Here is a 25,953-nt window from a genome sequence, read left to right on the forward strand (position 1 = left end):
CGCCGTGCGGTCCGAGGCGATGACCATGCCGCCCGCGTCTGGCACATGGGTACGCAGCTGACGCAACCGCTGATCGGCGGCGGTGATCACCGCCGGCATCCATTCGCCGGCGGGGTCCAGCGCGGTGCGCCACGCCCGCGCCGTCTGCTCGGCCGACAAGGGCTCACCCAGGCGGGCCTCATGCTCTTCGCCGGCGCTATCACGCCAGCGCGCCTGCCCCGAGTAGGCAAGAAACACCACCGGGCGGACCACGCCGTCGGCAAGGGCTTCGGCATAGCCGTAGGTGTGGTCGGCGCGCGAGCGCAATACGCCGTCGCGGTCGGGCTCGTAGTTGACGAACGGGATGGGGCTGTCGTCGCTGCGAAACGGTGTGCCGGTCAGGGCCAGCCGGCGGCTGGCGTCGTTGAAAGCCTCCCGCATAGCCTCGCCCCAGGTTTTGGCATCACCGCCGTGGTGGATCTCGTCGAAGACGACCATGGTCTTGCGCTGCTCGGTGCGTACCCGGTGCAGGGTGGGATGCGCGGCGACCTGCGCGTAGGTGACGACAACACCGTGGTACTCCGGCGAGGTCTGCGGGTTGGAGTTGCTGAACTTGGGGTCTAACGCAAGACCGCTTCGCCCCGCGGCCTGTGCCCACTGGACCTTGAGGTGTTCAGTCGGCACCACCACCGTGATGTGCTCGACGGTGCGGTGACTGAGCAGTTCGGCCGCGATCCGCAGCGCAAACGCCGTCTTGCCGGATCCCGGGGTCGCCACTGCTAGGAAATCGCGGGGCGCAGCGCCTAGGTATTTCACCAGCGCCCGGCGCTGCCAGTTGCGCAGTGGTCGGGTGGTTTCGGCGATGGCATCGGTGGGGTTGACCGGCTGCATCGACCCCCGCCCTCCCGTCATCACTCGGCCGCGCGCGGCGGTTCACCATCGCGGCGTTACCAAAGCCCTGGCCGCGATGCCCACCTACCGCATTAGTGCTGTAGTGGCACAACTCACTACGAGCAGACGCCGGCCACCGGCGGGTGCACTGAAAACCTTACGGCTTCAACCCAGCCATGGCGGCTCGTTGCGATTGTAAAATCTAGCATGCCATCGCCTTTCGGCCTGCGCGCGACATCGGGGGGAGATGATCTCAGCGCTGATCGAAGTGTGATGAGCGTTGGCGGATGTCGCTGCCCAGGCTGGTGGCTGCCCCGATCCCGGTGGTGGCGAATCGCTTCGGTCGACGAGCGCGTGGAGTTGGTGCGGTTACGCGCTCAGATGGCCGACCCGACCAAAGACATTTCGTTCCCGGATAAAGGCGCGCCCCGAACACAGGTAATACCGATTTCTGGTGGGGGAATGGCGCAAGTTATGGCGGTGCCCGCCGCCCGACCAGCGCTCGGCCCCACGGGGGGCGCCCCCGGTCCTCACGGCCGGCGCTGACGCGCTCGACTATCGCTGCAACGGCGTCAGCGGACCGCGACAACGGATACTCGTTGGTTGAAACCATGGAACCCGTCAGGTAATCCGCGGATATCCAGCGGACGGTCGTCGCCAGATCAATTGTACCGGAGTTGATTTCACCCTAGGCGGCAAAGCGACTCGAGAGCCGGTTTCATACCGCAGCAAGGATGTCAGGCCGTACGGAGCTACTGGTTATCGACGATGCCTCCCGCAAGGTCGCGCAGTCGCATAGAATGTGGGCCGGCGTGAGCGAGGGCCGTCAACCTTGTTCTCCACAACAACAGGGCTGCCCGATTAAGGACCACTTTTTCAAATGAACAATGAAATCCACCCTCAAGCGGCTGAGGTGCTGAAGCAACTGCAGGAGGTCAATTCAGCCCTCGAGGGCCAGATGGGCCGGGCGAACACTGCGAGCTATGCGGGCACAGACGAGGCCATGACCGTTGGAGTCACCCTCGATGCTCAACGTACGCTGACCGGGCTCCACATCGAAGACGGCCTGCTGAGGCTGGGCGTGGAAACGGTGGCGCAGCGTATCAACGAGGCGTTGACCAACGCCCAGGCGGCCGCAAGCGCGTGCATTCGAGCACAGCAAGAGCAACTCGCCGCTTCGCTTACCGACATCACTGCTTCGCTCGTAAGAGTGTTGCGCCCGGGTTAGCGACCAAGGTTCGCTAGCGCATTCTTCGACTGTGCATTGCGCTGGGTGACGGCGACCTGACTGGCGCGCCCACGATCAAGGCCCGCAGCGCGCCGGAAGTTCAGCGATGGTTGGGGTAAGTGTTCAAGACTGGTCGAGAACAACCGAGGCACAACGCTTTTCGTGGTGCCGCAGTTGGATCCGGTGTCTCAGGCCGGGCCACGAAGTCGGCGACAAGACAATAGCCCTCGCCCGATTCAGTCGCGGTGTCGTCAGCGACGGGATATAGGGATAATCGCCGTGGTTAGGCCCCGTGGATGGGACGACGTGTTGATCCTTGCGGCACGCTTGTGACCCACGGCATTGGCGGCCCTGACCCGTCTAGTGGTTAGCCAGCGCCCCGAAGCGCTACCGTCTGCCGGTCACCGAGGCCGGCAGCTGGGCCGTGACTGGGTTACCACTCGCCGGACCCCGCGCATCGATGACGAGGCGCCGTTTGCGTTCCGCCTCGAAGTGAACCCCGGAGCGGAGCGGGACATCGCAAGCGCGTGACGGCCGAAGCAGCTATAGATGGCAGCTATAGATAGCAGCTATAGGCCGCAGCTATGGGGGTATTGCAGATGCGTAGTGCCGCAAACGTTCCACACGACGAATAATCTTCAGTAATAACAGTGCGGTATCCCGGACAGGCAAGTCGACCCCGGTCGATGACCGCAACTGTCCGGACCACCTGGATGCCGCTCGATCAGCACTCGCCGCGCTGACCTTCACGCCAGGGTTCTTGCGTGGTGAGACAGCACATTGCAGCAACTAGGAGCTAGCGCGAAATGACACAACTGCAGACACTCAATGTCGAGGGAGAGGAACTGCTCGCTAGGGCCGACGAGCTGGAGGCGCCTATCGCCAGCTGGCCCGTTGAAAACCCCGCGCCACCCTGTAACTTTGCAATGACTAAGGCTGCAGCTCAACAGCTTTCGCTGTCCGCAGGGAACATGCGGCTTTACCTTGGCGTTTCCCAACGGGAGTGGAAACGGCTGGCGGAGTCATTACGCAATGCCGCCAAGGCCTATGCGGATGTCGACCAGGCAGCTGCCGAGGCCATCAACAACGAAACTGCCGTGTCGCCGGCGAGTCGTGGGCCCGCAGCCGAGGGCGTGGCCGAGGCAGGACTTGACGACACCCCGGTGGGGGCGATGGCGGCCGCCCCCGATGTTGCCGATGTCAAGCAGAGGTTATTAGACGGCGAAACCGGCGACCAAGGGGCCGCGATGCTGCGTTTCGCAGATGAGTGGGAGGCGTATGCACGAACATTGCTCGAAGCCCGCTACCGGTTCCGGCCTTTTTACCAGTGGCAGGGCGATGCCAGTGACCTCGTTGAGCAAAACTTTGATCAGCAGCGTGGTTGGTTGGACCAAATGGCAGCCTTGTGCTTAACAATGGCGAAACAGGCCCGAGGTCTGGCATCCACTCAACGCTGGGCTCAAAAGGAACATATTTGGTACACAGATCACACAGTAAGTTATTCGGAATTGGTTCAGATCGAACGGATTTACTCCCAGCAGGCATTGACTCGGGGCCTCATTATGCAAGTTCATGCACACATGCTTGCAAAGTCGGACGAGGTATTGGCGGAGTACCGGAAGCGGGCAGATTTGCCTCTGGCGCCGGTAAGTCCGCCGAAGCCTCCCACCGCTTACCGCATCGACCCGCCCCCGAAACCTGGGCCCGGTCCGCTGGACCCTGGACCTGGTAACGGAGGCATTGGCCCGGGAACCCCAGGTGAGGTGTTGCCGCCCGATGACGCGAGTTTCCCCGACCCGACCGGCGTGCCGGCTCTGCCGTCCGCCGGCCTGCCATCGATCCCGAATAACGCAGCGATGAATAACGCGGGGAGCGACGTGGCCAACGGCCTGCCGCCGGGCGGGCCGGCGCTCAAGCCGGCGTCCTTTGGGGGCGGCGGAGCGGGGGGCGGCGTGCCGCGGGTGCCGTTGGTGCCACCGGCAGAAGCCGGTTCGGCGGCAAAGCCCGCAACGGGACTCGAGGCTGGCTTGGGGCGTGCCATGCCAGGCACCGGCGGCGCGCTAGGTCGCGGCGGGGCGGGAATGGCTCCCGTAGGCGGTCCCGCCGGTCAGGGGCAGCCTTCCGGCAAGGGCAAACGCGCGCAGCAGGAGGAAGAGTCGGTCTACACCGAGGACCGGCCATGGACCCAGGGCATCATTGGGCGACGCCGACCAAAAGACGCGCCACCGGATGGTGAGGACGCCAAATGATTATCGATTGGCGCCCGGAGCCAGTTGTGGCGCGGCGGTTGAGGCTGGCACGACCCCACACCATGAAGCGACAAAGCGGCCCATTGGCCGCGTCGCGCAGTTGCGGAGTCAGTGACCATTGCGACGGTGACGCGATTACCTGGCTGCGTCGCGACGTGCCGACAGAAAGCCGAGGCCCTAGCGGTGACTTTGGATCGGCCTTGGTGAAGGAGTAGGCGATGGGAGTGCAGAGGCCGGCGGGTAGTCATGCCGAGCAGATGCTCGAACCGGACGGGTGGCCGGAGCTAGATGAGGGCAGCTTGTACGAACGTGCCCACGACTACACGCGGGATTTGCAAGACGTCACCGAAGTTCTCGTGACTTGCAAGTACCAGCAGGCCGAAGTTTTCGATGGTAGTGCGTGGTCGGGCGTCGCCGCCCGTGCTGCCAGTAGCCAGTTCGGAGAACGAGTCGATCAGTTGACGACGCTGCAGAACGCGATCGTGACGGTGATTACCTGGCAAAGACATGTTGCCGGGTTGATCGAGCGAACGAAATGGGCCATCACGGAAAATGTGGAGGTCGCCCAGGCCGAGATCATCGCTTTGGAGAATGACGTGAGCCTGGCGCCCGCTGAGCGGCTCGCCGCGATAAACATGCTGATCACGGCGACCCAAGGCGCGAATACTGGCCTGGTCGCAGAGACCGCCGATCAGATTCTGGCAAGCCAGAGCTGGACGCCGGCGAAGGCCGCACTGCAGGATCTGCTCGACCAGAAACCCCCACCAGTCGCAGCACCCGGCGCTGAGCAAGAGCATCCGGGGGCCTGCCTCACCCCACCAGCACCTGTGACGGATGCGCCGCCTTTGCCAGCAGAGGCTCCGCAATTGCGACCCGAGGTGCCCGAGGCACCGGAAACAATAGCTGCGCCGGAAGGGGTTTGGCAGCCGACGCGCCCGCTGTTGCCCCAGCCGGCATGGACACCGACTTTTCCGGGTGGGATCGATCCCATGGCACCTGCGGTGCCGGATGCTCTGGACGAAGGGGCGACCCCTCTGTTGAGTTCGGCGCCGCCGGGGCCGGGCGGACCTGGTACACGGCTCACGCCGGCGTCTGCTGCGAAGTCGGCGAAGTCTGCGTCTGAGCTTGCTGAAGCTTCGGCACTACCGGCAGACGCTGCTGCGGCCGGCCTACCGGCCGCGCCCCCTTTACTAAACTCCGCGGGCGGCGCCGCAGCGGGCTCCGCCGCCGGCGCCGGCGCTCCGCTTGGGCAGAAGCCTTCAAGTACTGCGCCCGCGACGCGACCGGCAGCGGCAACCGGGGCGGCGATGCGGGCCGGAACCGCTGCGCGACGACAGCTGGACGATGTGACTGCGGCGATGGATGCCGCGGCGCTAGCGGTTCTCCCGGTGTCAGCGGCGCGGGCTGAACGCGACGCTATCGCTCAGGCCGCCACTGCTTACCCGGCGCGTCGCAAGCACGGCGGGATAGATCCGCTACTTCTTGCGCGGCGCATCGCGGCTGCCTTGAACGCACCGGGCAGTCAGGGGTATGAGGATTTCGGATTTTTTTGGGTGACGGGTGTGACCACAGACGACGCAATCGTGGTCGCCAACAGTTACGGGTTGGCCTACATACCCCACGGGGTCCAGCTACCGGAATCGGTGAACATGGCTAGCGCGGATGAGAGGATCCCAGCGGCTGAGCGAGCACGCTGGGCTACCTACCCGGTGATGGCGGTGCAAGGCTGGGCGACCCATCACGCCACCGAGCTGCGAGCCGTCATTGCCACTCAGGAGCAGTTGGCAAATTCCGATTCTGGGGTGGCCGAGGTTGTGCTGCGCGAAGACGACATCCCAACCAGTGGCGAGATGAGCGGGCGATCCCGGCTCGAGGTGGTCGATCCAGAAGCAGCCGGCCGGCTGGCATCGATGACCGATCTGCGCCTCACGAGCCTGTTGCCGCCGGCGCCGGTCGGTATCGAGCCGCTGGCCGCCGGGCCCACACCTCTGCCGGCGGATCTGGAGGCGGTCGATCGACTGGCAAAAGACATGGCAGCGGGAACCTTCAGTTTGAAGCAGCTGTTCGCCTTGGCGCCTGCATCGGCCAGTACCGCCCCCCCAGCCGACCAGCGCCCGATGTTGTGGTTCGAGGTGATGAAACCCATGGCTACCAGCGCGGTTGGCCGCCAGGACGCACACCTCCGGGCGTTCCACGACTATGCTGCGTATTCCCGAGACATCGCCCTAAGAGAGGCGCACACTGCAGTCGACGCGGTTACACGGCGCGCCGCCATCGCCGACTGGCTGTACTGGAAACACGTAACCGGGCTATTCGATGCAGCGCTTGTCCCCGCCCCGTAGCCGAAACTGGCGCGGTCCGCAAGGACTGCGCCATGCAATGCCCGGTCGCGCACCGGTCCGTCATCGATATGCGCATCGGCGCCCGGTCGGCTGGTATCCCGCTCGCCGCGCCTGGCTACGGCATATCAGCAAGCATGCGGATTTGCTCAGCTCGGATGGCATCCATGGTAAAACCGTGCCCAGCGTTGTCGGCATTATTGTGCAGATTGCTAAGGACCGGCAGACCATGACACGAACCCAATCCCGTGTTACCGGACGTATCGCCAGCACCGTGAAGTTCTTTCAGCCGCGGGACACGCGAGTTCGACTTCATACCACCAGCCCGGCTGGGGGCTTGTTCGCCTACGAATTAGGTGAAACCGGTCGCAATTGCCGGTATCGGCTAGCATTGGCTGCGCGTTCGATATGTGAATTGACCGCAGCGCGTGTACTGACGTGTTCAGTCGGATTATCGGATAAGCATGTGCATTGGATGCGAATACAGAAAATGAGCACACTGTGGAGGCTGCACGATGACTGAATTACTCGTCGTTGATCCCGACTGTATTGAATCCGCGGGCAACAAATTGCAGGACCTGGTTCTTCCGGTTCCTCGGCCGCAGATCTCCGCTACCGGAACGGATCCGGTGTCAGCAGCGGTCAACGCGACGATGCCAATAATCGAATCGTCGGTGACCGACACGTTGCCCACCATGCAAGCCGCATTAACCAGGACGGGTCTGGACATCGCCACCGCAGCGGGCATGTATGTGAACACTGATCGACAACTCGGCGAACTATTCGGGCAGGTCCAATTCTTCGGCGCCGGCGAAGATCCCGTAGACCGTGCTATGGCGGATCGGCTGGCAAGTCCGGCGAGCTACCGGCCGATCATTGCCGAGAAGCCCATTGGGCTCGAACCGACACAACAGGCCGGTGGAACGGTCGCTCAGGTCGGTCATATTGCGCCGCGACTTGGCCAGTTCGGGCAGACGGCGGGGATGGCCGGGTTTGCTGCGCAAAGCTTCACGCAATCAGCCCAGACCGCGATGGCGAGCAGTCCGGCTGGTGGCCCCGTGCCAGCGGAGGTTGCCACGAACGGGAAGCCTGCGGGCGACAGCGCGACGTCCGGAATTCATGACGGTTATCCCGAGCCATTCTCCGAAGGTAACCCGCCAGCCCTGCAGGCGATGGAGGTGTCCGCCACTTCGATTTAGACTGCGGCCAATCGAGCACAGAGCGTGACGGCATACGGATCCCGATTGCTCTGGACGGCCTGCTAGGTATCTGAACCGCGACGCCAGAACACAAAAGAGGAGCTAACTGCAGTGCATCTAATCGGGCCTAGTAGGAGTCACGATAACAGCCTGCTGTAAGCCGATCATCTGGCGCACGCGGTCTAATCGTGGATGCGGCTGATAACGCCGGAAAATTGTGTTGTGTGTACCGTATTGTCTAATTAAACTAGGTTGAAACGTTAACTTATTAGCCAACCGTGGAGGGATATGATTCTGTGAGTTTTCTTACAGGTATTACTGATTTGGGGACATGCTTCCAGCGGCTAGGCGGCGCGGGCAGTAGTGCCTATTCGGGCGACTGGCTCGCCATGGGAGCGAACTTGGGCGCGGTCGGCGCGAAAGGGTTTGATTACGCAAAAAGCCAAGTCGCTAGACTCAACGAAGCTGTAGCTAAATCAGGCACCAAAGTTCTTCCCACTCCAACGGCCATTATCGACGCCGCGGTCGCAGCCATAGCAGCTATAGATCTTGCTAACGGAGTGGGCCCGCCTGATAGTGGAGCCGCATTCAGTGCCGGTAGTCAGAAATTCGAGAACGTGGTTCTCCAGCTTTCGGCGGCCATGCCCGAACCGCAAGGCTGGGAAGGTGACTCGGCGAAAGCGTACGCTGACGCAAACGCGGCGCAGCAGGCGCTCGCAAAGACGATGCAAGAACTGGACAAGCAGGCGCAGGCCCTGGTCGAAAGACAGAGCAAAGCGGTTCAAAGTGCGCATAGGACTATCGCACTTACGTCCCTCGGATTAGCCGTTGCTAAGGGTATCGCGCTGTCTCTTTACCTGATCCCTGGTTCGGGCCCGGAAATATCAGCTGGATGGCAATCCGCAGCTGCGCTCGCCGCCGCGATTACGGTTCTCGAAAGAGAACTTTTCGCGTACGCGGAATCGTTAGATATTGAAATCGAGACGGTTGGGCTATCCGAAAACTACCGCGCAGTGGCGGCACAAGCTGGACCATCGGGTACCTTCGCTCGCTTTGCGACGACCGGAGCTGCCGAGACCTGGGTGGGCAGCGCCGCAGCCGTTTCACGCACGTCGGTCTTCTCCGAAATGCCGACTGTTGGCACGCTGGCCAGCTTGGCCGGTGATAACGTCGGAGCGCAGCAGCGAGCGTTCCACAGCGATTCGACCGAAAACGACCTCCCGGCGGATGGAGCGCTTGAAGTGCCGGAGACGCCGGGCCTGCCCAGCGAGCCAGTGTTGACGGTGCCCAGGCTGCCCACCGTGGCTGACGTATCTGCGATGTCAGCGCAAGCTGCCAGGATGTCAGGACAGGTTTCCCAGCACATGAACCTGGTCAACCAGACCATGGGCCAGGTACAGCAGGTCGCCGCAATGGCCCGCGGCCACGGGTCTGCCGCCCCGCCCGCGGAGGAAGCTGCGGTCGAAGAAGCTGCCAATGCGGACACGGCACTCGCGGCACCAGCGGAAAACGCGGGGGTGGCCTCGGGCGTAGCATCCGCCGAACGCGCTCCTATCGATATCACGACTGCTGGTGCCAGCGATGCACGCGAGCCCAAGTTCGGGGAGCGCATCCTGTGAAGTCGCAGAATCCAGCTAAATGGCTGGCAGCCAATGCCCATTGGCAGCACAATCATTCGTAGAGGAGACGGCCATGGCAAATCTTGCCCTCACCCCGGGACACTTGGATAACCTGGCAGGAAAACAAGACCGAGCGGCGGAAATGACTGCAGAAGCGGCCACCGCCGCCAACGGTATCCCGACGGCGGTGTGGGTCACCCATGGTGTGATCAGCTCAAGCTCTAACATCAGGTTTGTCGAGGCAGAAGCGGCGCGCCGGATGGCGGCCGAAAACATGAGAAAGGTCGCCGCTGACCTCGCCGCGAAGTTGCGCACCGCTAAGGAAACGTATGCCAGCGTTGACGAGGAGTTGAGCCGCAACATCGACAAGCAAATGATTTCTCGCTGATCATGTCCGGTTCGCGCACGGCCAGCCGTGAGGACCGCCCCGGCAGTGTCGCGCGCTTAGCGGTCGATGGTCGGAGCCGATTAGTCCCATCTGGTCAATTCCGAGCGCCGGTTCGACCGGACGGGCATTGCTCAGGAGGACCCATGCAACGCTTCGGCGGAAGCCAACCAAGGCAGGATGTGACCTGTCCGCGCAAGGTTGGAAAACCGCCGATGCCAAATTCATCCGGTGCTGGCACGTTGGCCAATACAGCCAGATACTGTCGGTGCCTCGTCGAATCGCTGACCGCCTCCCGGAATGGAATCGAGCTGTCAGGTTCGATGCCGGCGAGTCGTACGCAGACGACTTCTTCGTTACCAACTCAGAAAGAAGGACGCGATGCCACAGCACGAAGAACACGATGATCTTGCCGCCCTGGATTTCTACGATGACGGCGAGGCACGGTTCGATAACCATAGCGACGCAGCGTTGGATGCCACGGATTTGGACGGCATCGACGATAGTGCCGCAGGGTCGGCCGATGATGCTTTCGAGGTGTTCGAGCCGGCCGAGGCGGAAAACATCGAAACCGAGGTGAACGGGTTGGATTCGCAGGCGGAGACTCCCGGAGAAGAAGACAAGCACGACGAGGACGCTGTCGGGCTGTTCACCGTGGTCAACCCGCCGGAAACGGTTTCAGTGTCGGCACTGATTGACGGCAGAACTCAGCGGGTCGATCTGTGGGCCGAAGCGACGAGGATGAGCGAATCTGAACTCGCCGACGAGATAGTTGTCCTTGCTGGCCTGGCCAGAAAAAAGGGCCTGGCGGGCCAACATACTTATCTGTTGCAGGACGCGTTCCTGTCGGACGATATGCGCGACATGGGCTTAGACGTTGGCGAGGTGCTGCGTGACTTCATGCAGAACGGGATGGGGTTGTCGACGCCCGAACAAGCTGCCGCTGCCCAGGCAGAAGTGTTCGCCGCTCGCTACACGACCGATCGATGATTGCTCGCATATCGAGTCGTGTGCCTAGGGTGACCGGCTTCCCGACGCCATCGCCAACGAGGAGCGCCGCTGCGGCGGCGTCAATCGAACGGGTCAATGGGCCGGTCATGAGTCAAACCCGTTCGGCAGCTGTTAAATAACAGCTAGCACCGCCCTTGTCAATTCGTTGTGCAGAACCGTTTGCATCGTCGATAGGCGACCCGAATTTCACCGCATCCTTGGATCAGCGAATCCAACGTCTACGCGGTGAACGTCTCCGCCAGCCGCCGCGCCGCTGTCTTCTCGACGCCCGCCGTCTGCGGGCGTCTTCGTCGCAACGCACACCTCGTGTCCCGGACCACTCCGACCCGACGATTTCGAGGTGTATTGGCGAAAGTTATGGTCGTACGGGCTGCGCGATCAGTTCGGCCCCACGCAGGGCGCCGCTGGCGGCACGGCCGACGATGACGCGCTCGATTATCGCTGCAATGGCGTCAGCGGGCCGTGACAACGGATACTCGTCGGATGACACTATCGAACCGGTCAGGTAAAGCGCGGGTTCCAAAGCGACCGGCGTCGCTAGATCGAAAGTCGTAACGTCGAGTTCGCCCCGGGGTAGCAATGTAATTCGAGAACCGGTTCGCACCGCAGAAAGGATGTCAAAGTACGTCATCGCCTCGGTCTGCGGCACGAATGGCAAGCCCCGTGCGGCCAACGCCCGCTCCAGCCCTTGGTGCAGGATGCTCGATGCTGGCGGGCACACGATACCGTTTTCCGTCAGAGCCACTTCGGCTGGCTTCTCGATCATTTCACTGCGAGCAGCGAACAGGTACAGCCGCTGACGGTACAGCTGCCGCCTGGCCAGCCGAGGCAATGGATCAATCTCGAACACGACGCCCAGATCCATCTGACGGTTGGCGATCATCGCGGCAATCGTTTCGCCGTCAGCGCTTTCGAGTACTATCCGAACTTTCGGGAGCGCCTCTGCACACTCCCTAAGGATGTCTGTGGCAAAGATTGGCGCCATAGCGGTCGAGATGCCCAGGGCTACGACGCCGGCAGGTTCGACCACGGAGTCGCCCAGCAGGACCGGGAGCGCCTCCACTTGCCGCAGAATGTTCAGAGCCTCCCGGTAGAGCACTTCACCCTGGGCAGTCGGGCGTACACCACGGGCACTTCGTAACAGCAAAGCCGCGCCCAGTTGGGCTTCCAGCGAGGCAATCTGCTGGCTAAGCGAGGGCTGAGCTATGTAGATCTTCTGCGCTGCCCGCGAAAAACTACCCGCCTCCACAACGGTGACGAAATTGCTCAGATGACGCAGATTCAACATCGATCGGCTGGGTGCCCTCCATCGAACTCCGCCCTAGGAGGAGCGCTGTAGTGCCTCCACGACTGCAATTGGGCGTCGCTCGCTGGTAGATACAAGAAGGGCACAAGGCAAAATAATTGCATATTGCAACAGTCCTATACATAGATACAATCATGGCGATTCTATCAGGCGCGACTGCGCGGCAGCGCCGGATTGCGCATTTTTGTTCTGCCCCGTCCTAGACCGCGTGACGGTAGCGCTGGCCGCAGTGAATTAGGTCTGCCGCGGGCTTCCTCGGGCCCTTAAAAACCTTGAATTACTTCGGAAACAATTCAAGGGCAGGAGTCGCCTACCCGATCTCATAAGATCGGCGATTGCTGCGCGAGGCGTGAACCCGCGGAGCCGGCTTGGTGGGACACGCAGCGGCGGCTCTGACGTCCAGCGCGATCCGGCTCCCACTCCAGCACCCGGCACGTCGGATCAGTCACTCACTCGGCCGCCAACCCCCACCGTACGGCCGCAGACGCGCGCACATGACACCGAAGCAAGCGGCTTACTCAGTGGGGCGCGAGCCGCGCTGGTAGAACGCAAACGACACCGCGGGGCACCGCTTGGTGATCCCGCTCAGGCGCAGCGGGGCCGGCAACCGGCTGCGCGGCCGATAACCACTAGGCTGGCGGGCGTGTTTGAATCGCTGTCCGACCGGTTGACCGGTGCTCTGCAAGGGCTGCGCGGCAAGGGCCGCCTGACCGATGCCGATATCGAGGCCACCACCCGCGAAATCCGGCTGGCGTTGCTGGAAGCCGACGTTTCGCTGCCAGTGGTTCGGGCGTTTATCCATCGGATCAAAGAACGCGCCCGCGGCGCCGAAGTGTCCGGCGCTCTTAACCCCGCCCAACAGGTCGTCAAGATCGTCGACGAAGAACTCATCGGCATCCTCGGCGGCCAGACTCGCGAGCTGACGTTCGCCAAGACACCCCCGACCGTGATCATGCTCGCCGGCTTGCAGGGCTCCGGTAAGACGACGCTGGCCGGGAAGTTGGCTTCGCGCCTCCGCAATCAGGGGCACACGCCCCTGCTGGTGGCCTGTGACCTGCAGCGCCCGGCCGCGGTGAACCAGCTTCAGGTTGTCGGCCAGCGCGCCGGAATACCGGTGTTCGCCCCACATCCGGGTGCCTCGCCCGAGTCGGGCCCGGGTGACCCGGTAGCCGTCGCCGCCGCCGGGTTGGCCGAAGCACAGGCCAAGCACTTCGACGTCGTCATCGTCGACACCGCCGGACGGCTGGGCATCGACGAGGAGTTGATGGCCCAGGCCGCAGCGATTCGAGACGCGATCAGCCCAGACGAGGTGCTGTTCGTCCTGGACGCGATGATCGGCCAGGATGCGGTCGCTACCGCGCAGGCATTCGGGGACGGTGTCGGCTTCAGCGGTGTGGTGCTGACCAAGCTCGACGGTGACGCCCGCGGCGGTGCGGCCTTGTCGGTCCGCGAAATCACCGGTGTCCCCATCCTTTTCGCCTCTACCGGAGAAAAGCTGGAGGACTTCGACGTCTTCCACCCGGACCGGATGGCCAGCCGCATCCTGGGCATGGGCGATGTGCTGAGCCTGATCGAACAGGCCGAACAGGTCTTCGACGCTCAGCAGGCCGAGGAGGCCGCGGCCAAGATCGGCGCCGGCGAGCTGACTCTGGAAGACTTCCTCGAGCAGATGCTCGCCGTGCGCAAGATGGGTCCCATCGGCAACCTGCTGGGCATGCTGCCCGGCGGAGCGCAGATGAAGGATGCGCTGGCCGACGTCGACGACAAACACCTCGACCGAATCCAGGCCATCATCCGCGGGATGACGCCCGAAGAACGCGCCGATCCCAAGATCATCAACGCATCGCGGCGATTGCGTATCGCCAACGGCTCGGGCGTGACCGTGTCGGAGGTTAATCAGCTGGTCGACCGCTTCTTCGAAGCCCGCAAGATGATGTCGTCGATGCTCGGCGGCATGGGCATCCCGGGGTTGGGTCGCAAGTCCGCGACGCGCAAGAGCAACGCGGCCAGAGGAAAGGCCGGCAAGAAGGGCAAGAAAGGCGGCCGCGGTCCGACGCCGCCGAAGGTCAAAAGCCCGTTCGGGATGCCGGGCATGCCGGCCATGCCCAACATGCCGGCGGGGTTTCCCGATCTGTCCCAGATGCCCGAAGGGCTCAACGAGCTGCCGCCCGGCTTAGCCGACTTCGACCTGTCCAAGCTGAAGTTCCCAGGCAACCCAGGCAGAAAATAATAGCGCCGTGCGCCTGCACGTGCGAGGTCGGCGGCTGCCCGACGAGACCGCGATCGAACTGTGGATTGTCGACGGCCGCATCAGTACCGAGCCGGTTGCCGGCGCCGACACCGTCTTCGGCGCTGCTGGCGCCGGCTGGATCCTGCCGGGGCTGGTGGACGCGCACTGTCACGTTGGACTTGGGCAGCACGGCGCCATCGAACTCGACGAGGCGATCGCCCAGGCCGAGACCGAACGGGACGTGGGTGCACTGCTGCTGCGTGACTGCGGCTCACCAACCGACACCCGCAGCCTCGACGCCCGTACCGACCTGCCCCGTATCATCCGCGCCGGTAGGCACTTGGCCAGGCCCAAGCGCTACGAGCGCGGCTTCGCGGTGGAACTCGAGGATGAATCACAGTTGCCGGCCGCGGTGGCCGAGGAAGCGCGCCGCGGCGACGGCTGGATCAAACTGGTCGGTGACTGGATCGACCGACAGACCGGCGACCTGGCCCCATTATGGTCCGACGCCGTGCTCAAGGCCGCTATCGAGGCCGCACACGCTCACCGGGCTCGGGTCACCGCACACGTCTTCGGGGAAGATGCGCTGCCCGGGTTGATCAAAGCGGGCATCGACTGCATCGAGCATGGCACCGGGCTGACCGACGACACCATTGCGCTGATGCTCGAACACGGCACCGCGCTGGTGCCCACGCTGATTAACGTCGAAAACTTCCCAGGCATCGCCAACTCTGCGGTGCGCTACCCGATCTACGCAGCGCACCTGCGCAAGCTCTACGCGAGCACCTATCCCAGGGTCGCCGCGGCCCGGGAGGCGGGCGTGCCTGTATACGCGGGCAGCGACGCCGGCAGCACCATCCGACACGGACGCATCGCCGACGAAGTCGAGGCCCTAAAGCGCATCGGCATGAGCGCTACTGAAGCCTTGGGGGCGGCGTGCTGGGCTGCCCGGCGCTGGTTGGGCTGGCCGGAACTGGACCATGGCGCCTCGGCCGACTTGTTGTGCTACTCCGAAGATCCGCGGTGCGGTCCCGCCGTGCTGAGCCGACCGGACCTGATCATCTTGCGCGGCGAGATGTTTCGGGGTTAGCCCGATGCTTGCCCGGCACGGTGGCGACGTGCCGGTTACCATCGCGAGATGGCGTTGGCCCCCGGCGCGACCTTTGCCGGCTACACAATCGTGCGGATGCTGGGCTCCGGTGAGACGGGTGCGGTCTATCTGGTCCCGGACCCTCGATCGACACGCTGGGCAGCACTGAAAGTCCTTGCCCTGACGCTGTCGTCGGACGACGAGTTCCGGCGGCGATTTCACCAGGAGACTCCGCACGCCGCCAACCTTTATCACCCGAACATCGTGGAGGTCTATGACCGTGGCGAGTTCGAAGGTCAGCTGTGGATCGCGATGGACTACATCGACGGTGTCAACGCCGCACAGTTAGCACGCGAGCGTTTCCCGGCGGTCTTATCGGTCGGTGAGGTGCTCGCTATCCTCAGCGCTGCCGCAGCCGCCCTCGACTACGCCCATCAGCGCGGATTGCTCCATCGTGCCGTCAAGCCGGCCAACATCCTGCTGACCGGTCCCGGACCGGGCGAACCGCGAATCTTGTTGACCGACTTCGGGATAGCCCAACGCGCGCCGGAACAGTTGGCCGCCGAGATTGACGGGCGCGTCGACCAGTATGCCCTGGCGGCTACCGCATTTCACCTGCTCACCGGCGCGTCAGCGGTGGGCGGTTCCCGGCTCAGCGCCCTGCGCCCGGACCTGGCACACCTCGATCCGGTGATTTCCCGGGCGCTAGCCGCTGAGCCCGCCGGCCGCTTCAGCAGCTGCCGCGAGTTCGCTGCTGCGCTCAACGAGCAGGCTGGACCCCCGATCGGCGACAGCAGCGCCGTAGCAGCTGACGAATCCGCGGTGGTGGAACCCGCCTACTTCGTCGACTACCCAGCCTTCGACTGGCCGGAGGCCGCGGCAGAACCACCCACTTCGGGGCCGGTGACGCCAGCACAGCGCAGCACCATCCTGCAGTCGGCGGCCGCGGTATTGGCGCGGCGTCTGGACGAGTTCTCGCACTCGACCAAGAAGCCGGGGAAGCGCAGATCACGCCGGATTCTGATTGGCTCGGCTGCCGTCGCCCTGCTGATCGGTCTGCTCGCCGTCGGCATCTCGATCGGACGTCAGACCACCAGCAACACGCAGGTTGCTAGCCCGCAGACCAGCCCGTCGGCTGCGCCCAGTGCCCCGGCGACCAGCGACCCAGTGAGCCCACCTGCTCCCCTCGACGGCACTTTCCGCATCGAGGTCCAGCGCTCGAAGCAGACCTATGACTACACACCGAGCCCGCAGCCTCCGGACGTGAACACGTGGTGGGCCATCCGGTCGTCGTGCACACCGACAAGCTGTCTGGCTGCGGCCAGCATGCTCGACGACAACGACCATTCAGCTGTGAAGCCAGGCCTGCATCCGCTCATCCTGGAGTTCAGCCAAGGGCAGTGGAAATCGCGGCCTGAGACGGTGCCTTTCGGGTGCATCGGCCCCAACGGGACTCCCGGCACGCAGCGCACCACGCAAGTGCTGTCGCTGCGTCCGCAACCGGTGGGGGACCTCGTCGGCGAAATGACCGTCACGGTGTACAGCAACGAGTGCAGCCAACAGGGAGCCGTTATCCGGATCCCTGCGGTGGCCAGCCGCAGCGGCGATATGCCGCCCGGGGTCAACGTGCCGGACCCGGCCGACATCCCATCGGAAACCCCGTCTTCGCAAACCCCGGCAACGCCGACCACCCCGGGGTCAGGGCCAGGCCGCTGACATCCCGGAAAAGATTGCGAGTGATCGCTATCTATGTTAGGTTGGTCGCAACCCAACGACCCGGAGGAACTGTGAGCTACGACGTAATCATTCGTGACGGATTGTGGTTCGACGGCACCGGCGCTGCGCCGCAGACCCGCACTCTCGGTATCCGCGACGGCGTGGTGGCCACCGTGTCCGCGCGGCCGCTGGACGAGGCCGGCTGCGCTGACGTGATCGACGCCGCCGGAAAGTGGGTGGTGCCCGGCTTCATCGACGTGCACACTCACTACGACGCCGAGGTATTGCTCGACCCCGGACTGCGCGAATCGGTGCGTCACGGCGTCACCACGGTGTTGCTGGGCAATTGCTCGCTCTCGACGGTCTACGCGAACTCCGAAGACGCTGCCGACCTGTTCAGCCGCGTCGAAGCGGTACCGCGCCAGTTTGTCTATGGCGCGCTAGACGCCGCCAAAACCGAAAAGGCATGGTCCACCGCAGCCGAGTACATCCAGGCCATCGACGCCTTGCCGCTGGGGCCGAATGTGGGCTCGCTGCTTGGTCATTCGGATCTGCGGGCCGCCGTGCTCGGGCTGGATCGCGCCACCGACCCCGCTGTCAGACCCACCGATGCCGAGCTCACCACCATGATGAGGCTGCTCGACCAGGCGCTAGACGCCGGAATGCTGGGTATGTCCGGGATGGATTCGGCGATCGACAAACTCGACGGTGATCGTTTCCGTTCGCGCGCGCTGCCGTCCACGTTCGCGACGTGGCGGGAGCGCCGCAAGCTGATCTCGGTGTTGCGCCGGCGCGGCCGGATTCTGCAGAGCGCGCCTGACGTCAACCGTGCCGCCTCGGCGCTCCTGTTCTTCTTGACCAGCAGCCGAATGCTGAACCGCCGCAGGGGAGTTCGGATGAGCCTGCTGGTGTCTGCCGATGCCAAGGCGATGCCCCTTGCGGTGCACGTCTTCGGTCAGGTCACGCGCTTGCTGAACAAGTTGCTGGGCTCTCAGGTGCGATTCCAGCACCTGCCCGTTCCGTTCGAGTTATATTCCGACGGAATCGATTTGCCGGTCTTCGAGGAGTTCGGCGCCGGCACGGCGGCGCTGCATTTGCGGGAGCAGCTGCAGCGCAACGAGTTACTGGCTGACGAATCATACCGCCGGCGGTTCCGCCGCGAGTTCGACCGCGTCAAGCTCGGGCCGACCTTATGGCATCGCGACTTCCACGATGCCGTAATCGTCGAATGCCCCGATATCTCGTTGATAGGCAAGAGCTTTGGGGCTATCGCCGACGAACGTGGCCTACACCCGCTCGACGCGTTCCTCGACGTACTCGTCGAAAACGGTGAGCGCAACGTGCGGTGGACGACCATCGTCGCCAATCACCGGCCCGAGCAGCTCAATAAGCTGGCAGCGGAGCCAAGTGTGCACATGGGCTTCTCCGATGCCGGCGCGCACCTGCGCAATATGGCTTTCTACAACTTCCCGCTTCGACTGCTCAGGCGCACGCGGGATGCGCAGCGGGCTGGCCAGCCGTTCTTGTCCGTCCAGCAGGCGGTGTACCGGCTCAGCGGCGAAGTGGCCGAGTGGTTCGGCATCAACGCCGGCACATTGCGGCAAGGTGACCGCGCCGATTTCGTGGTGATCGATCCGGAGCACCTGGACGAGTCGGTGGATGGCTACTACGAGGAAGAGGTTCCCTTTTACGGCGGTTTGCGGCGCATGGTCAATCGCAACGACGCGACCGTGGTTGCCACGGGCGTGGGTGGCGCCGTCGTCTTCCGCGGCGGCCACTTCCGCGACGGCTACGGACAGACCGTCAAGTCCGGCCGGTATCTGCGGGCGGGTGAGCGCTCAGCCATCGGCGTCAGCGCCTGACATGGCCCGCACCCAGCAGCAGCGCCGCGAAGAGACCGTCGGCCGGCTCCTGCAGGCCTGCATCGATACCATCATCGAGGTCGGATATGCGCGGGCATCGGCTGCCGTGATCACCAAGCGCGCCGGGATGTCCGTGGGCGCGTTGTTCCGTCACTTCGAAACCATGGGCGATTTCATGGCGGCCACGGCGTACGAGGTGTTGCGCCGTCAGCTGGAAACCTTCACCAAGCGCGTCGCCGAAATACCGGCCGATCAACCGGCGCTGGAACAGGCCCTGGCGATATTGCGGGACATCACCGGTGGCCCCACCAACGCGGTGCTATACGAGCTGATGATCGCCGCGCGCACCGACGACAGGCTCAAGGCCACGTTGCAGCATGTGCTCGAGCAATACAGCGCCAAGATCCACGATGTTGCCCGGGCCTTGCCCGGGGCCGAGAGCTTCCCAGAGGACACCTTCCCGGTGGTGGTGGCGTTGTTGACAAATGTCTTTGACGGAGCCGCCGTCGTCCGTGCAGTACTGCCTCAACCGGAAATCGAAGAGCAGCGCATCGCAGTGCTTTCGAGGCTGCTGCAGGCGGCAGTACCCGGCTAACCCTCGGCTAACCCAGCGCGAGCAGACGCAGAATCGCACAATAGTTCGCGGTTCAATGCGATTCTGCGTCTGCTCGCGGTATTACAGCGAGCCAATGCTGGCTTGCGGGTAAAGCGCAAATCCCCAGTCGAACAGGCTGGCGGCCTGGTCCCAATAGGTGGGCCCGCCCGCTTTGACCGTTCCGTACATCATGGCGATCACCAGCCGGCGGCCGCCACGGGCGGCGGCGCCGACGAATGTCTTGCGGGCAGCGTTGGTGAATCCCGTCTTGCCGCCGATCGCGCCGGGATAGCGCTGCAGCAGCTCGTCTTGGTTGACAATCGGCTGATCGCCGTTATCGCCAGGGAACATCGCTGAGGGCTCGGCGGTGATGTGCGCGAACACCGGGTTGGCCATCGCAGCTCGGAAGATGACGGCGAGGTCGTGAGCCGTCGACGAGCCGGAGCCGCCGGGTCCATCCAGTCCGGACGGTGTCGCCGCCTGGGTGTTGGTGGCGCCCAGGGCCGCGGCCTTGGCGTTCATCTTTGCCACGGCGACGTCCTGGCCGCCCAACATGTGCGCCAGTGTGTTAGCGGCGTCGTTGCCCGAAACCAACAGCAGTCCGTCGAGCAACTGGCGCGCGGTATACGTGCGTCCGGGCTTGACGCCGACGCAGTTGCACTCGACTTGGGTGTCGGCGACGTCGGCGACGACGGCCGAGTTCAAGTCGAGCTCGTCGAGCGCCACCAGTGCCAGCAGCACCTTGATCGTGCTCGCGGGTGGGTGGGCGACATGCTGGTCGCGGCCCGCGAGCACCTGGCCGCTGTCCAGATCGGCCACGATCCAGGTCTGGGCCGGACCATCGGGGATCGGCACCGAGCCGGCCGGCTGGACGTCGGCGTCGGCCCTCGCGATCGGGGGCGCGGTGGCCATGCTGGCGGTAGCACCGACGGCAAGCACCGCAGCGGCTGCGGCGATGAGCTTTCGCATGGGCGCTGAGTTTAGGCGATCCCGACTGGGATCGCCGATGACGTGAGCCCCGGGCCTACGCCCAGCTGACGTCGACCCAACGGGCGGGTCGCCGGTCCGGTCAGCTCTGCGGTGGCGTTAAATGACATCGCACCATGTTGACCCTGGCCCAAATTTCTGACCGGTTGGAGATCCAGCAGCTGTTGGTGGACTACTCAACCGCAATCGACGCACGCCGCTTCGACGACCTCGACCACGTGTTCACCCCCGACGCCTATATCGACTACCGGGCCCTGGGCGGTATCGACGGCCACTATCCGGAAGTAAAGCGATGGCTGTCGGAGGTGCTGACGAACTTCCCGGTGTATGCGCACATGCTGGGTAACTTCTCGGTCCGCATCGACGGGGATACTGCGGCGTCGCGGGTAATCTGCTTCAACCCGATGGTGCTACCGGGGGAGCAAGACCAAGTGCTGTTCTGTGGGCTGTGGTACGACGATGAGTGCATCCGCACACCAGAGGGATGGCGGATTAGCCGCCGAGTCGAATCGAAGTGCTTCCAGAAAGTGCTGTAAATATGGCGGCGAGCCGCCGCGCCCGGCTTCGCCGCGCTCGCGATCGGATTTCGCCGGGTCACCGTGTTCTGGCACAATTGTCGGCTGTCTGCCGCGCGGCTCATTGCTGCTTGGCGAGGCATACACGCGAGGCAAAACCGGACCCGGGCACTCGGCCCGCGTCGCTGAATTGCAGCGTGAGACACACAGGAGAAGTCGCCTAACCATGGCTGTGAAGATCAAACTCACCCGACTCGGCAAGATCCGCAATCCCCAGTACCGCATCGCCGTCGCCGATGCGCGCACCCGCCGCGACGGCCGGTCAATCGAGGTCATCGGCCGCTACCACCCCAAGGAAGAGCCCAGCCTCATCGAGATCAATTCCGAGCGCGCCCAGTACTGGCTTTCGGTGGGTGCTCAGCCCACCGAACCCGTCCTCAAGCTGCTCAAGATCACCGGCGACTGGCAGAAGTTCAAAGGTTTGCCGGGTACGGAGGGCCGATTGAAGGTCGCTCCACCCAAGCCCAGCAAGCTCGAGTTGTTCAACGCCGCGCTGGCGGCGGCCGAGGGCGGTCCCACTACTGAGGCCACCAAACCGAAGAAGAAGGCGCCGGCCAAGAAAGCCGCCAAGGGCGCCGACGTTGCCGCCGAGGCTAGTCCGCAAACGCCCGCCGAGGATGTCCAGCAACCCGAGTCGACCGAAAGCTGACAGGCGCCATGAGCACGGTGGTAGTTGACGCTGTCGAGCATCTGGTCCGCGGGATAGTGGACAACCCCGACGATGTGCGGGTGGACATGGTGACCAGTCGTCGGGGACGAACGGTCGAAGTCCACGTACACCCCGACGACTTGGGCAAGGTGATCGGTCGTGGTGGCCGTACCGCGACCGCGTTGCGCACGCTGGTTGCCGGCATCGGTGGCCGGGGTATCCGCGTTGACGTGGTGGACACCGACCAGTAGCGCGTCTGCCCATGGAGCTGGTAGTCGGGCGCGTGGTGAAGGCGCACGGCGTCACCGGTGAGGTCGTCGTCGAAGTCCGCACTGACGATCCAGACACCCGGTTTGCACCTGGGGCGACGTTGCGTGCTAAGAAATCACGCGACCGGGGTGAAGGGTGCAGCTTCGTGATCGACAGCGTGCGCGACCACGGTGCGCGGCTGCTGGTGCGCTTGGCCGGCGTGGCCGACAGGGACGCGGCCGACGCGCTGCGCGGCAGTGTGTTCGTCATCGATTCCGACCAGCTGCCCCCCATCGACGAGCCCGACACCTATTACGACCACCAGCTGACCGGACTGCGGGTCCGCACGACGACTGGCCAGGACGTCGGAGTCGTCGGCGAAGTGCTGCATACCGCCGCCGGCGAGTTGCTGGCGGTCCGGTCCGCCGAGAGCCCACAGAATGAAGTGTTGGTGCCGTTCGTCAGCGCGATCGTCACATCAGTGTCATTAGACGACGGCATCCTGGAGATCGACCCCCCCGAGGGTCTGCTGGATCTGCGCTAGCACGATGAGAATCGATATCATCACGATCTTCCCCGCCTACCTGGACCCGCTGCGACAATCGTTGCCCGGCAAGGCCATTGCCTCCGGCCTGATCGAGTTGCAGGTGCATGACCTGCGGCGGTGGACCCACGACATGCACCATTCGGTGGACGACGCGCCCTACGGCGGCGGACCAGGAATGGTGATGAAAGCGCCGGTGTGGGGTGAAGCGCTCGACGAAATCTGTTTGCCCGAAACACTTTTAGTTGTTCCGACACCCGCTGGTGTGTTGTTCGACCAGGCCACCGCCCAGCACTGGAGCGCCGAGGCGCATCTGGTGTTCGCCTGCGGCCGGTACGAGGGCATCGACCAGCGAGTCGTCGAGGACGCCGCCCGGCGCATGCGCGTGGCAGAGGTTTCGATCGGCGACTATGTGCTGCCCGGCGGAGAGTCGGCGGCCGTCGTGATGATCGAAGCTGTGCTGCGGCTGCTGGACGGAGTCTTGGGCAATCCCGCGTCGCACCAGGATGATTCGCACTCGCCGGGCCTAGAACGCCTGCTGGAGGGACCCAGCTATACCAGGCCGCCGAGCTGGCGTGGACTCGACGTACCGAAGGTCCTGCTTTCCGGTGACCACGCGCGAATCGCCGCTTGGCGGCGGGAGGTCTCGCTACAGCGCACCCGGGAACGCCGTCCGGACTTATTTTCTGGTTAGATCCGGCCGTGGGGGAAGATCGTCCGCACGGCCTGGGTGATTGTCTCGCGCGCGATGGTTTCGTCGGAGGGCTGCAACGACTCGATCACCATAATGTAGCGACGATCCGAGCCGATCACCCCTGTCGACAGGTGCATCCAGTCGGCGCCGATGCAGCACATCCAGCCTTGCTTGACCGCAACCGGCTCGGCGTACAACCCATCGGGAATGCCGAACCGCTGCGGGTAGCCGTCAATGCCGGTCGGGGTGGACTGCGCCAGATCGTTGACCATGAGGCCGGCGCGCTCCAGCGGTAATCCGCCGGTGCCGTCGAGCAGCATCTCGTAGTAGCGGATTAGATCGGACGTCGAACTGAGGGTGTTCCACCAGCGCCCATCACTGGGCGGCACGGTCGAGGTCAATCCGTAGCGGGTGGCGACTGCGGTGATGACGGCGTCTCCGCCGAGTTGGCTCCAGAACCTTTCCGCGGCACCATCATCGGAGGACCGCAGCATGCCATCCAGCGCCTGGTGATCTTCCGGTGAGAGCGTGGCCTTTCCCTCGGATTCCCGCAGTAGCAGTTCGTCGGCGATGAATAGTTTGGACACTGAGGCGGTCGCGATGATCGAGGCACTGCCGTTGGACACCAGTCGGCGGGTAGCGCGATCGAGGACGGCGATCGACAGGATGGCACCTTTTGCGGCGGCCTCATCGGTGGCTTGCTGTATGCGTTCCTGCACACCGCTCAGCCCGGCATTGGGTAACACATCGGGCGCCGCGGGGGGTGCGACCGTCCGCAGCAGCAGTTCGACCAGCGGCTGTTGCGGTTGTTCTCGATAGTGGGATGCGGCGCGATCAGCTGCGCTGTATGCCTTAGCCTGCACCTTCGCCTCGCAAGCTGCGACCACCACCAATGCCACCGCCGCCGCGGCGGTGAGCATTGTCAGCGGCCGTGTTCGCATGCTTCTCCTTTGCGCATCCTCCGACATCAAGACGTACCGGTGGGCGGCCGCGCTGCCACTGCCTGGGCATCACGCAAAGCCGTGGGTCGACTCGTGCGGTTTGACCCCGTTCATATGTACCACTCGCGGCCGCTTCGGGTTGGCCGCGAACCACTCGGATTTCCTGTGATTTTCATGGCATGCACACCGTCTGGCACAATTGACCAGTTGTCTCCAGCGGTTGTCGGCGGCTCGAGTGCCTCCCGCCCGCGCGGATACACCATGAAGCCCGTACCCATCGGCTTGAACAGCGCCGCACGCCTACGTGTGGGCGGTTGGCCAAGCTGCGACCCGGAGGAAGTGTCTTTCCTATGAACAGGCTGGACTTCGTCGACCAGGCGTCGCTGCGCGACGACATCCCGGCCTTCAGCCCGGGCGACACCATCAACGTGCACGTCAAGGTCATCGAGGGCGCCAAGGAACGTATCCAGGTGTTCAAAGGCGTGGTGATCCGCCGACAGGGCGGCGGCATCCGCGAGACATTCACGGTGCGGAAAGAAAGCTACGGTGTCGGCGTCGAACGGACTTTCCCGGTGCATTCACCGAACATCGACCATATTGAGGTCGTGACGCGCGGCGACGTTCGTCGCGCCAAGCTGTACTATCTGCGCGAACTGCGCGGCAAAAAAGCCAAGATCAAGGAGAAGCGCTGACCCGGAACGCCCTCGGTGGCTCAACTCGCCGGTGTCCGAGAGCGCGATATGTGCTCGCTACGCTGATCCCGTGACTGAAACCACGGACTCCTCATCAGAGCGCGAGCCCGACCCTGCTCAGTCGGAGTCGAAGCCGTCTGTCCGCGACCCTGATACCTCCGGTGAGACTGCTGTGCCAGAGTCGACCGAAGCCGAGACGGATGAGTCGAAGTCCGCCAAGAAGTCGACGCTGCGGGAACTGGCGACACTGGCGGTTATTGCGGTGGTGCTGTACTACGTCATGTTGACCTTTGTGGCGCGCCCGTACTTGATCCCGTCGGAATCGATGGAGCCCACTCTGCACGGGTGTGCCACCTGCGTCGGTGATCGTATCCTGGTGGACAAGCTCACCTATCGCTTCAGCTCACCGCAACCCGGTGATGTCATCGTCTTCCGGGGTCCGCCGTCGTGGAACGTGGGTTACAAATCGATCCGCTCCAGCAACACCGTGCTGCGTTGGGTGCAGAACGGGCTGTCGTTCATTGGTTTCGTGCCTCCTGACGAAAACGACCTGGTCAAGAGGGTCATCGCGGTGGGCGGACAAACGGTCCAATGCCGGTCCGACACTGGCTTGACGGTCAACGGCAAGCCCCTCAAGGAGCCCTACCTGGATCCGGCCACCATGATGGCCGACCCGGCGGTTTATCCCTGCTTGGGCAGTGAGTTCGGGCCGGTCACTGTCCCGCCGGGGCGATTGTGGGTGATGGGCGACAACCGCACCCACTCGGCGGATTCGCGCGCCCACTGCCCGATGCTGTGCACTGGCGACTCCATGGCGGGTACCGTGCCGATATCCAACGTCATCGGCAAGGCTAGGTTTATCGTGTGGCCGCCGTCGCGATGGGGTGTGGTGCGGTCGGTGAACCCTCAGCAAGGTCAGTAGC

Annotated in this window: 22 protein-coding genes and 1 pseudogene; 19 read left to right on the forward strand and 4 right to left on the reverse strand. The window is 63.9% G+C overall.

All coding sequences use genetic code 11. From position 1 onward, the window contains the following. On the reverse strand, nucleotides 1-870 hold an 870-nt coding region (locus F0Q45_RS02415; RefSeq protein ID WP_149652385.1), incomplete at its 3' end, for a DEAD/DEAH box helicase. Between the two features lie 880 nt (nucleotides 871-1,750). Here F0Q45_RS02415 and F0Q45_RS02420 point away from each other — a divergent pair. The 7 genes from F0Q45_RS02420 to F0Q45_RS02450 all read left to right on the forward strand — a co-directional run bounded on the left by F0Q45_RS02420 (nucleotide 1,751) and on the right by F0Q45_RS02450 (nucleotide 10,879). Beyond that, nucleotides 1,751-2,098: a YbaB/EbfC family nucleoid-associated protein gene (locus tag F0Q45_RS02420; protein ID WP_149652386.1), complete on the forward strand. Its 348-nt coding sequence runs from the start codon at nucleotides 1,751-1,753 to the stop codon at nucleotides 2,096-2,098. Nucleotides 2,099-2,904: 806 nt separating this feature from the next. Next, nucleotides 2,905-4,347 carry a PPE domain-containing protein gene (locus tag F0Q45_RS02425; RefSeq protein ID WP_149652387.1) on the forward strand — a complete coding sequence of 481 codons (1,443 nt, stop codon included), beginning with the start codon at nucleotides 2,905-2,907 and terminating at the stop codon, nucleotides 4,345-4,347. 218 nt (nucleotides 4,348-4,565) lie between these two features. Next, the gene (locus F0Q45_RS29865) at nucleotides 4,566-6,689 is read left to right on the forward strand and encodes a hypothetical protein (protein ID WP_149652388.1); all 2,124 of its coding nucleotides are present in this window, start codon (nucleotides 4,566-4,568) and stop codon (nucleotides 6,687-6,689) included. A 512-nt stretch (nucleotides 6,690-7,201) separates the two neighbouring features. Next, a complete protein-coding gene (locus F0Q45_RS02435; RefSeq protein WP_149652389.1) occupies nucleotides 7,202-7,885 on the forward strand; it encodes a hypothetical protein in 684 nt (227 codons plus the stop codon). 401 nt (nucleotides 7,886-8,286) lie between these two features. Beyond that, nucleotides 8,287-9,504: an EspA/EspE family type VII secretion system effector gene (locus F0Q45_RS02440; protein ID WP_149652390.1), complete on the forward strand. Its 1,218-nt coding sequence runs from the start codon at nucleotides 8,287-8,289 to the stop codon at nucleotides 9,502-9,504. A 19-nt stretch (nucleotides 9,505-9,523) separates the two neighbouring features. Next, nucleotides 9,524-9,892 (forward strand): ESX-1 secretion-associated protein, encoded by a 369-nt coding sequence (locus F0Q45_RS02445; protein ID WP_262490834.1) that lies wholly within the window; start codon nucleotides 9,524-9,526, stop codon nucleotides 9,890-9,892. A 378-nt stretch (nucleotides 9,893-10,270) separates the two neighbouring features. Beyond that, complete coding sequence (locus tag F0Q45_RS02450; RefSeq protein ID WP_149652391.1) at nucleotides 10,271-10,879, forward strand: hypothetical protein; 609 nt, start codon at nucleotides 10,271-10,273, stop codon at nucleotides 10,877-10,879. Nucleotides 10,880-11,255: 376 nt separating this feature from the next. On the opposite strand, the gene F0Q45_RS02455 is transcribed toward F0Q45_RS02450, so the two are convergent. Continuing rightward, nucleotides 11,256-12,188 (reverse strand): LysR family transcriptional regulator, encoded by a 933-nt coding sequence (locus F0Q45_RS02455; protein WP_149652392.1) that lies wholly within the window; start codon nucleotides 12,186-12,188, stop codon nucleotides 11,256-11,258. Between the two features lie 661 nt (nucleotides 12,189-12,849). Between F0Q45_RS02455 and ffh the strand changes: the two genes are divergently transcribed. From ffh to F0Q45_RS02480, 5 genes and pseudogenes are all read left to right on the forward strand, one after another. Further along, nucleotides 12,850-14,436: a signal recognition particle protein gene (gene ffh, locus F0Q45_RS02460; RefSeq protein WP_149652393.1), complete on the forward strand. Its 1,587-nt coding sequence runs from the start codon at nucleotides 12,850-12,852 to the stop codon at nucleotides 14,434-14,436. A gap of 7 nt (nucleotides 14,437-14,443) precedes the next feature. Further along, nucleotides 14,444-15,526, forward strand: coding sequence for a metal-dependent hydrolase family protein (locus F0Q45_RS02465; protein ID WP_149652394.1), 1,083 nt, complete (start codon nucleotides 14,444-14,446; stop codon nucleotides 15,524-15,526). 48 nt (nucleotides 15,527-15,574) lie between these two features. After that, nucleotides 15,575-17,242: a serine/threonine-protein kinase gene (locus F0Q45_RS02470; protein WP_149652395.1), complete on the forward strand. Its 1,668-nt coding sequence runs from the start codon at nucleotides 15,575-15,577 to the stop codon at nucleotides 17,240-17,242. Nucleotides 17,243-17,275: 33 nt separating this feature from the next. Next, nucleotides 17,276-19,104 (forward strand): annotated as a pseudogene (locus F0Q45_RS02475) (N-acyl-D-amino-acid deacylase family protein). A 1-nt stretch (nucleotide 19,105) separates the two neighbouring features. Further along, nucleotides 19,106-19,699 carry a TetR/AcrR family transcriptional regulator gene (locus tag F0Q45_RS02480; protein WP_149652436.1) on the forward strand — a complete coding sequence of 198 codons (594 nt, stop codon included), beginning with the start codon at nucleotides 19,106-19,108 and terminating at the stop codon, nucleotides 19,697-19,699. 81 nt (nucleotides 19,700-19,780) lie between these two features. On the opposite strand, the gene F0Q45_RS02485 is transcribed toward F0Q45_RS02480, so the two are convergent. Beyond that, nucleotides 19,781-20,668, reverse strand: a complete 888-nt coding sequence (locus tag F0Q45_RS02485) for a D-alanyl-D-alanine carboxypeptidase family protein (protein WP_149652397.1) — start codon at nucleotides 20,666-20,668, stop codon at nucleotides 19,781-19,783. 134 nt (nucleotides 20,669-20,802) lie between these two features. On the opposite strand from F0Q45_RS02485, the gene F0Q45_RS02490 reads away from it, so the two are divergent. The 5 genes from F0Q45_RS02490 (at nucleotide 20,803) to trmD (ending at nucleotide 23,397) form a co-directional block, all read left to right on the forward strand. Continuing rightward, nucleotides 20,803-21,222 carry a nuclear transport factor 2 family protein gene (locus F0Q45_RS02490; protein ID WP_149652398.1) on the forward strand — a complete coding sequence of 140 codons (420 nt, stop codon included), beginning with the start codon at nucleotides 20,803-20,805 and terminating at the stop codon, nucleotides 21,220-21,222. A gap of 205 nt (nucleotides 21,223-21,427) precedes the next feature. Next, complete coding sequence (rpsP, locus tag F0Q45_RS02495) at nucleotides 21,428-21,910, forward strand: 30S ribosomal protein S16 (RefSeq protein WP_149652399.1); 483 nt, start codon at nucleotides 21,428-21,430, stop codon at nucleotides 21,908-21,910. An 8-nt stretch (nucleotides 21,911-21,918) separates the two neighbouring features. Next, complete coding sequence (locus F0Q45_RS02500) at nucleotides 21,919-22,161, forward strand: RNA-binding protein (protein ID WP_003878715.1); 243 nt, start codon at nucleotides 21,919-21,921, stop codon at nucleotides 22,159-22,161. 11 nt (nucleotides 22,162-22,172) lie between these two features. Beyond that, nucleotides 22,173-22,703, forward strand: coding sequence for a ribosome maturation factor RimM (rimM, locus tag F0Q45_RS02505; RefSeq protein ID WP_149652400.1), 531 nt, complete (start codon nucleotides 22,173-22,175; stop codon nucleotides 22,701-22,703). 4 nt (nucleotides 22,704-22,707) lie between these two features. Continuing rightward, the gene (gene trmD / locus F0Q45_RS02510) at nucleotides 22,708-23,397 is read left to right on the forward strand and encodes a tRNA (guanosine(37)-N1)-methyltransferase TrmD (protein ID WP_149652401.1); all 690 of its coding nucleotides are present in this window, start codon (nucleotides 22,708-22,710) and stop codon (nucleotides 23,395-23,397) included. Here trmD and F0Q45_RS02515 read toward each other — a convergent pair. Beyond that, nucleotides 23,394-24,338: a serine hydrolase gene (locus tag F0Q45_RS02515; RefSeq protein ID WP_149652402.1), complete on the reverse strand. Its 945-nt coding sequence runs from the start codon at nucleotides 24,336-24,338 to the stop codon at nucleotides 23,394-23,396. The genes trmD and F0Q45_RS02515 overlap by 4 nt on opposite strands. A gap of 350 nt (nucleotides 24,339-24,688) precedes the next feature. Here F0Q45_RS02515 and rplS point away from each other — a divergent pair, with 350 nt between their 5' ends. Next, nucleotides 24,689-25,030, forward strand: coding sequence for a 50S ribosomal protein L19 (rplS, locus tag F0Q45_RS02520; RefSeq protein ID WP_012393605.1), 342 nt, complete (start codon nucleotides 24,689-24,691; stop codon nucleotides 25,028-25,030). Between the two features lie 70 nt (nucleotides 25,031-25,100). Next, a complete protein-coding gene (gene lepB, locus F0Q45_RS02525) occupies nucleotides 25,101-25,952 on the forward strand; it encodes a signal peptidase I (protein WP_149652403.1) in 852 nt (283 codons plus the stop codon). Nucleotide 25,953: the final 1 nt, after the last annotated feature.

Origin of the sequence: Mycobacterium simiae (assembly GCF_008370645.1) — a bacterium.
Classification (GTDB): Bacteria; Actinomycetota; Actinomycetes; order Mycobacteriales; family Mycobacteriaceae; genus Mycobacterium; species Mycobacterium simiae_A.

Coding starts and splice junctions, on each gene's coding strand:
- F0Q45_RS02420 (WP_149652386.1), top strand. CDS start 1,751: ATGAACAATGAAATCCACCCTCAAGCGGCTGAGGTGCTGAAGCAACTG.
- F0Q45_RS02425 (WP_149652387.1), top strand. CDS start 2,905: ATGACACAACTGCAGACACTCAATGTCGAGGGAGAGGAACTGCTCGCT.
- F0Q45_RS29865 (WP_149652388.1), top strand. CDS start 4,566: ATGGGAGTGCAGAGGCCGGCGGGTAGTCATGCCGAGCAGATGCTCGAA.
- F0Q45_RS02435 (WP_149652389.1), top strand. CDS start 7,202: ATGACTGAATTACTCGTCGTTGATCCCGACTGTATTGAATCCGCGGGC.
- F0Q45_RS02445 (WP_262490834.1), top strand. CDS start 9,524: ATGGCTGGCAGCCAATGCCCATTGGCAGCACAATCATTCGTAGAGGAG.
- F0Q45_RS02450 (WP_149652391.1), top strand. CDS start 10,271: ATGCCACAGCACGAAGAACACGATGATCTTGCCGCCCTGGATTTCTAC.
- F0Q45_RS02455 (WP_149652392.1), bottom strand. CDS start 12,188: ATGTTGAATCTGCGTCATCTGAGCAATTTCGTCACCGTTGTGGAGGCG.
- F0Q45_RS02470 (WP_149652395.1), top strand. CDS start 15,575: ATGGCGTTGGCCCCCGGCGCGACCTTTGCCGGCTACACAATCGTGCGG.
- F0Q45_RS02480 (WP_149652436.1), top strand. CDS start 19,106: ATGGCCCGCACCCAGCAGCAGCGCCGCGAAGAGACCGTCGGCCGGCTC.
- F0Q45_RS02485 (WP_149652397.1), bottom strand. CDS start 20,668: ATGCGAAAGCTCATCGCCGCAGCCGCTGCGGTGCTTGCCGTCGGTGCT.
- F0Q45_RS02490 (WP_149652398.1), top strand. CDS start 20,803: ATGTTGACCCTGGCCCAAATTTCTGACCGGTTGGAGATCCAGCAGCTG.
- rpsP (WP_149652399.1), top strand. CDS start 21,428: ATGGCTGTGAAGATCAAACTCACCCGACTCGGCAAGATCCGCAATCCC.
- F0Q45_RS02500 (WP_003878715.1), top strand. CDS start 21,919: ATGAGCACGGTGGTAGTTGACGCTGTCGAGCATCTGGTCCGCGGGATA.
- rimM (WP_149652400.1), top strand. CDS start 22,173: ATGGAGCTGGTAGTCGGGCGCGTGGTGAAGGCGCACGGCGTCACCGGT.
- trmD (WP_149652401.1), top strand. CDS start 22,708: ATGAGAATCGATATCATCACGATCTTCCCCGCCTACCTGGACCCGCTG.
- F0Q45_RS02515 (WP_149652402.1), bottom strand. CDS start 24,338: ATGCGAACACGGCCGCTGACAATGCTCACCGCCGCGGCGGCGGTGGCA.
- rplS (WP_012393605.1), top strand. CDS start 24,689: ATGAACAGGCTGGACTTCGTCGACCAGGCGTCGCTGCGCGACGACATC.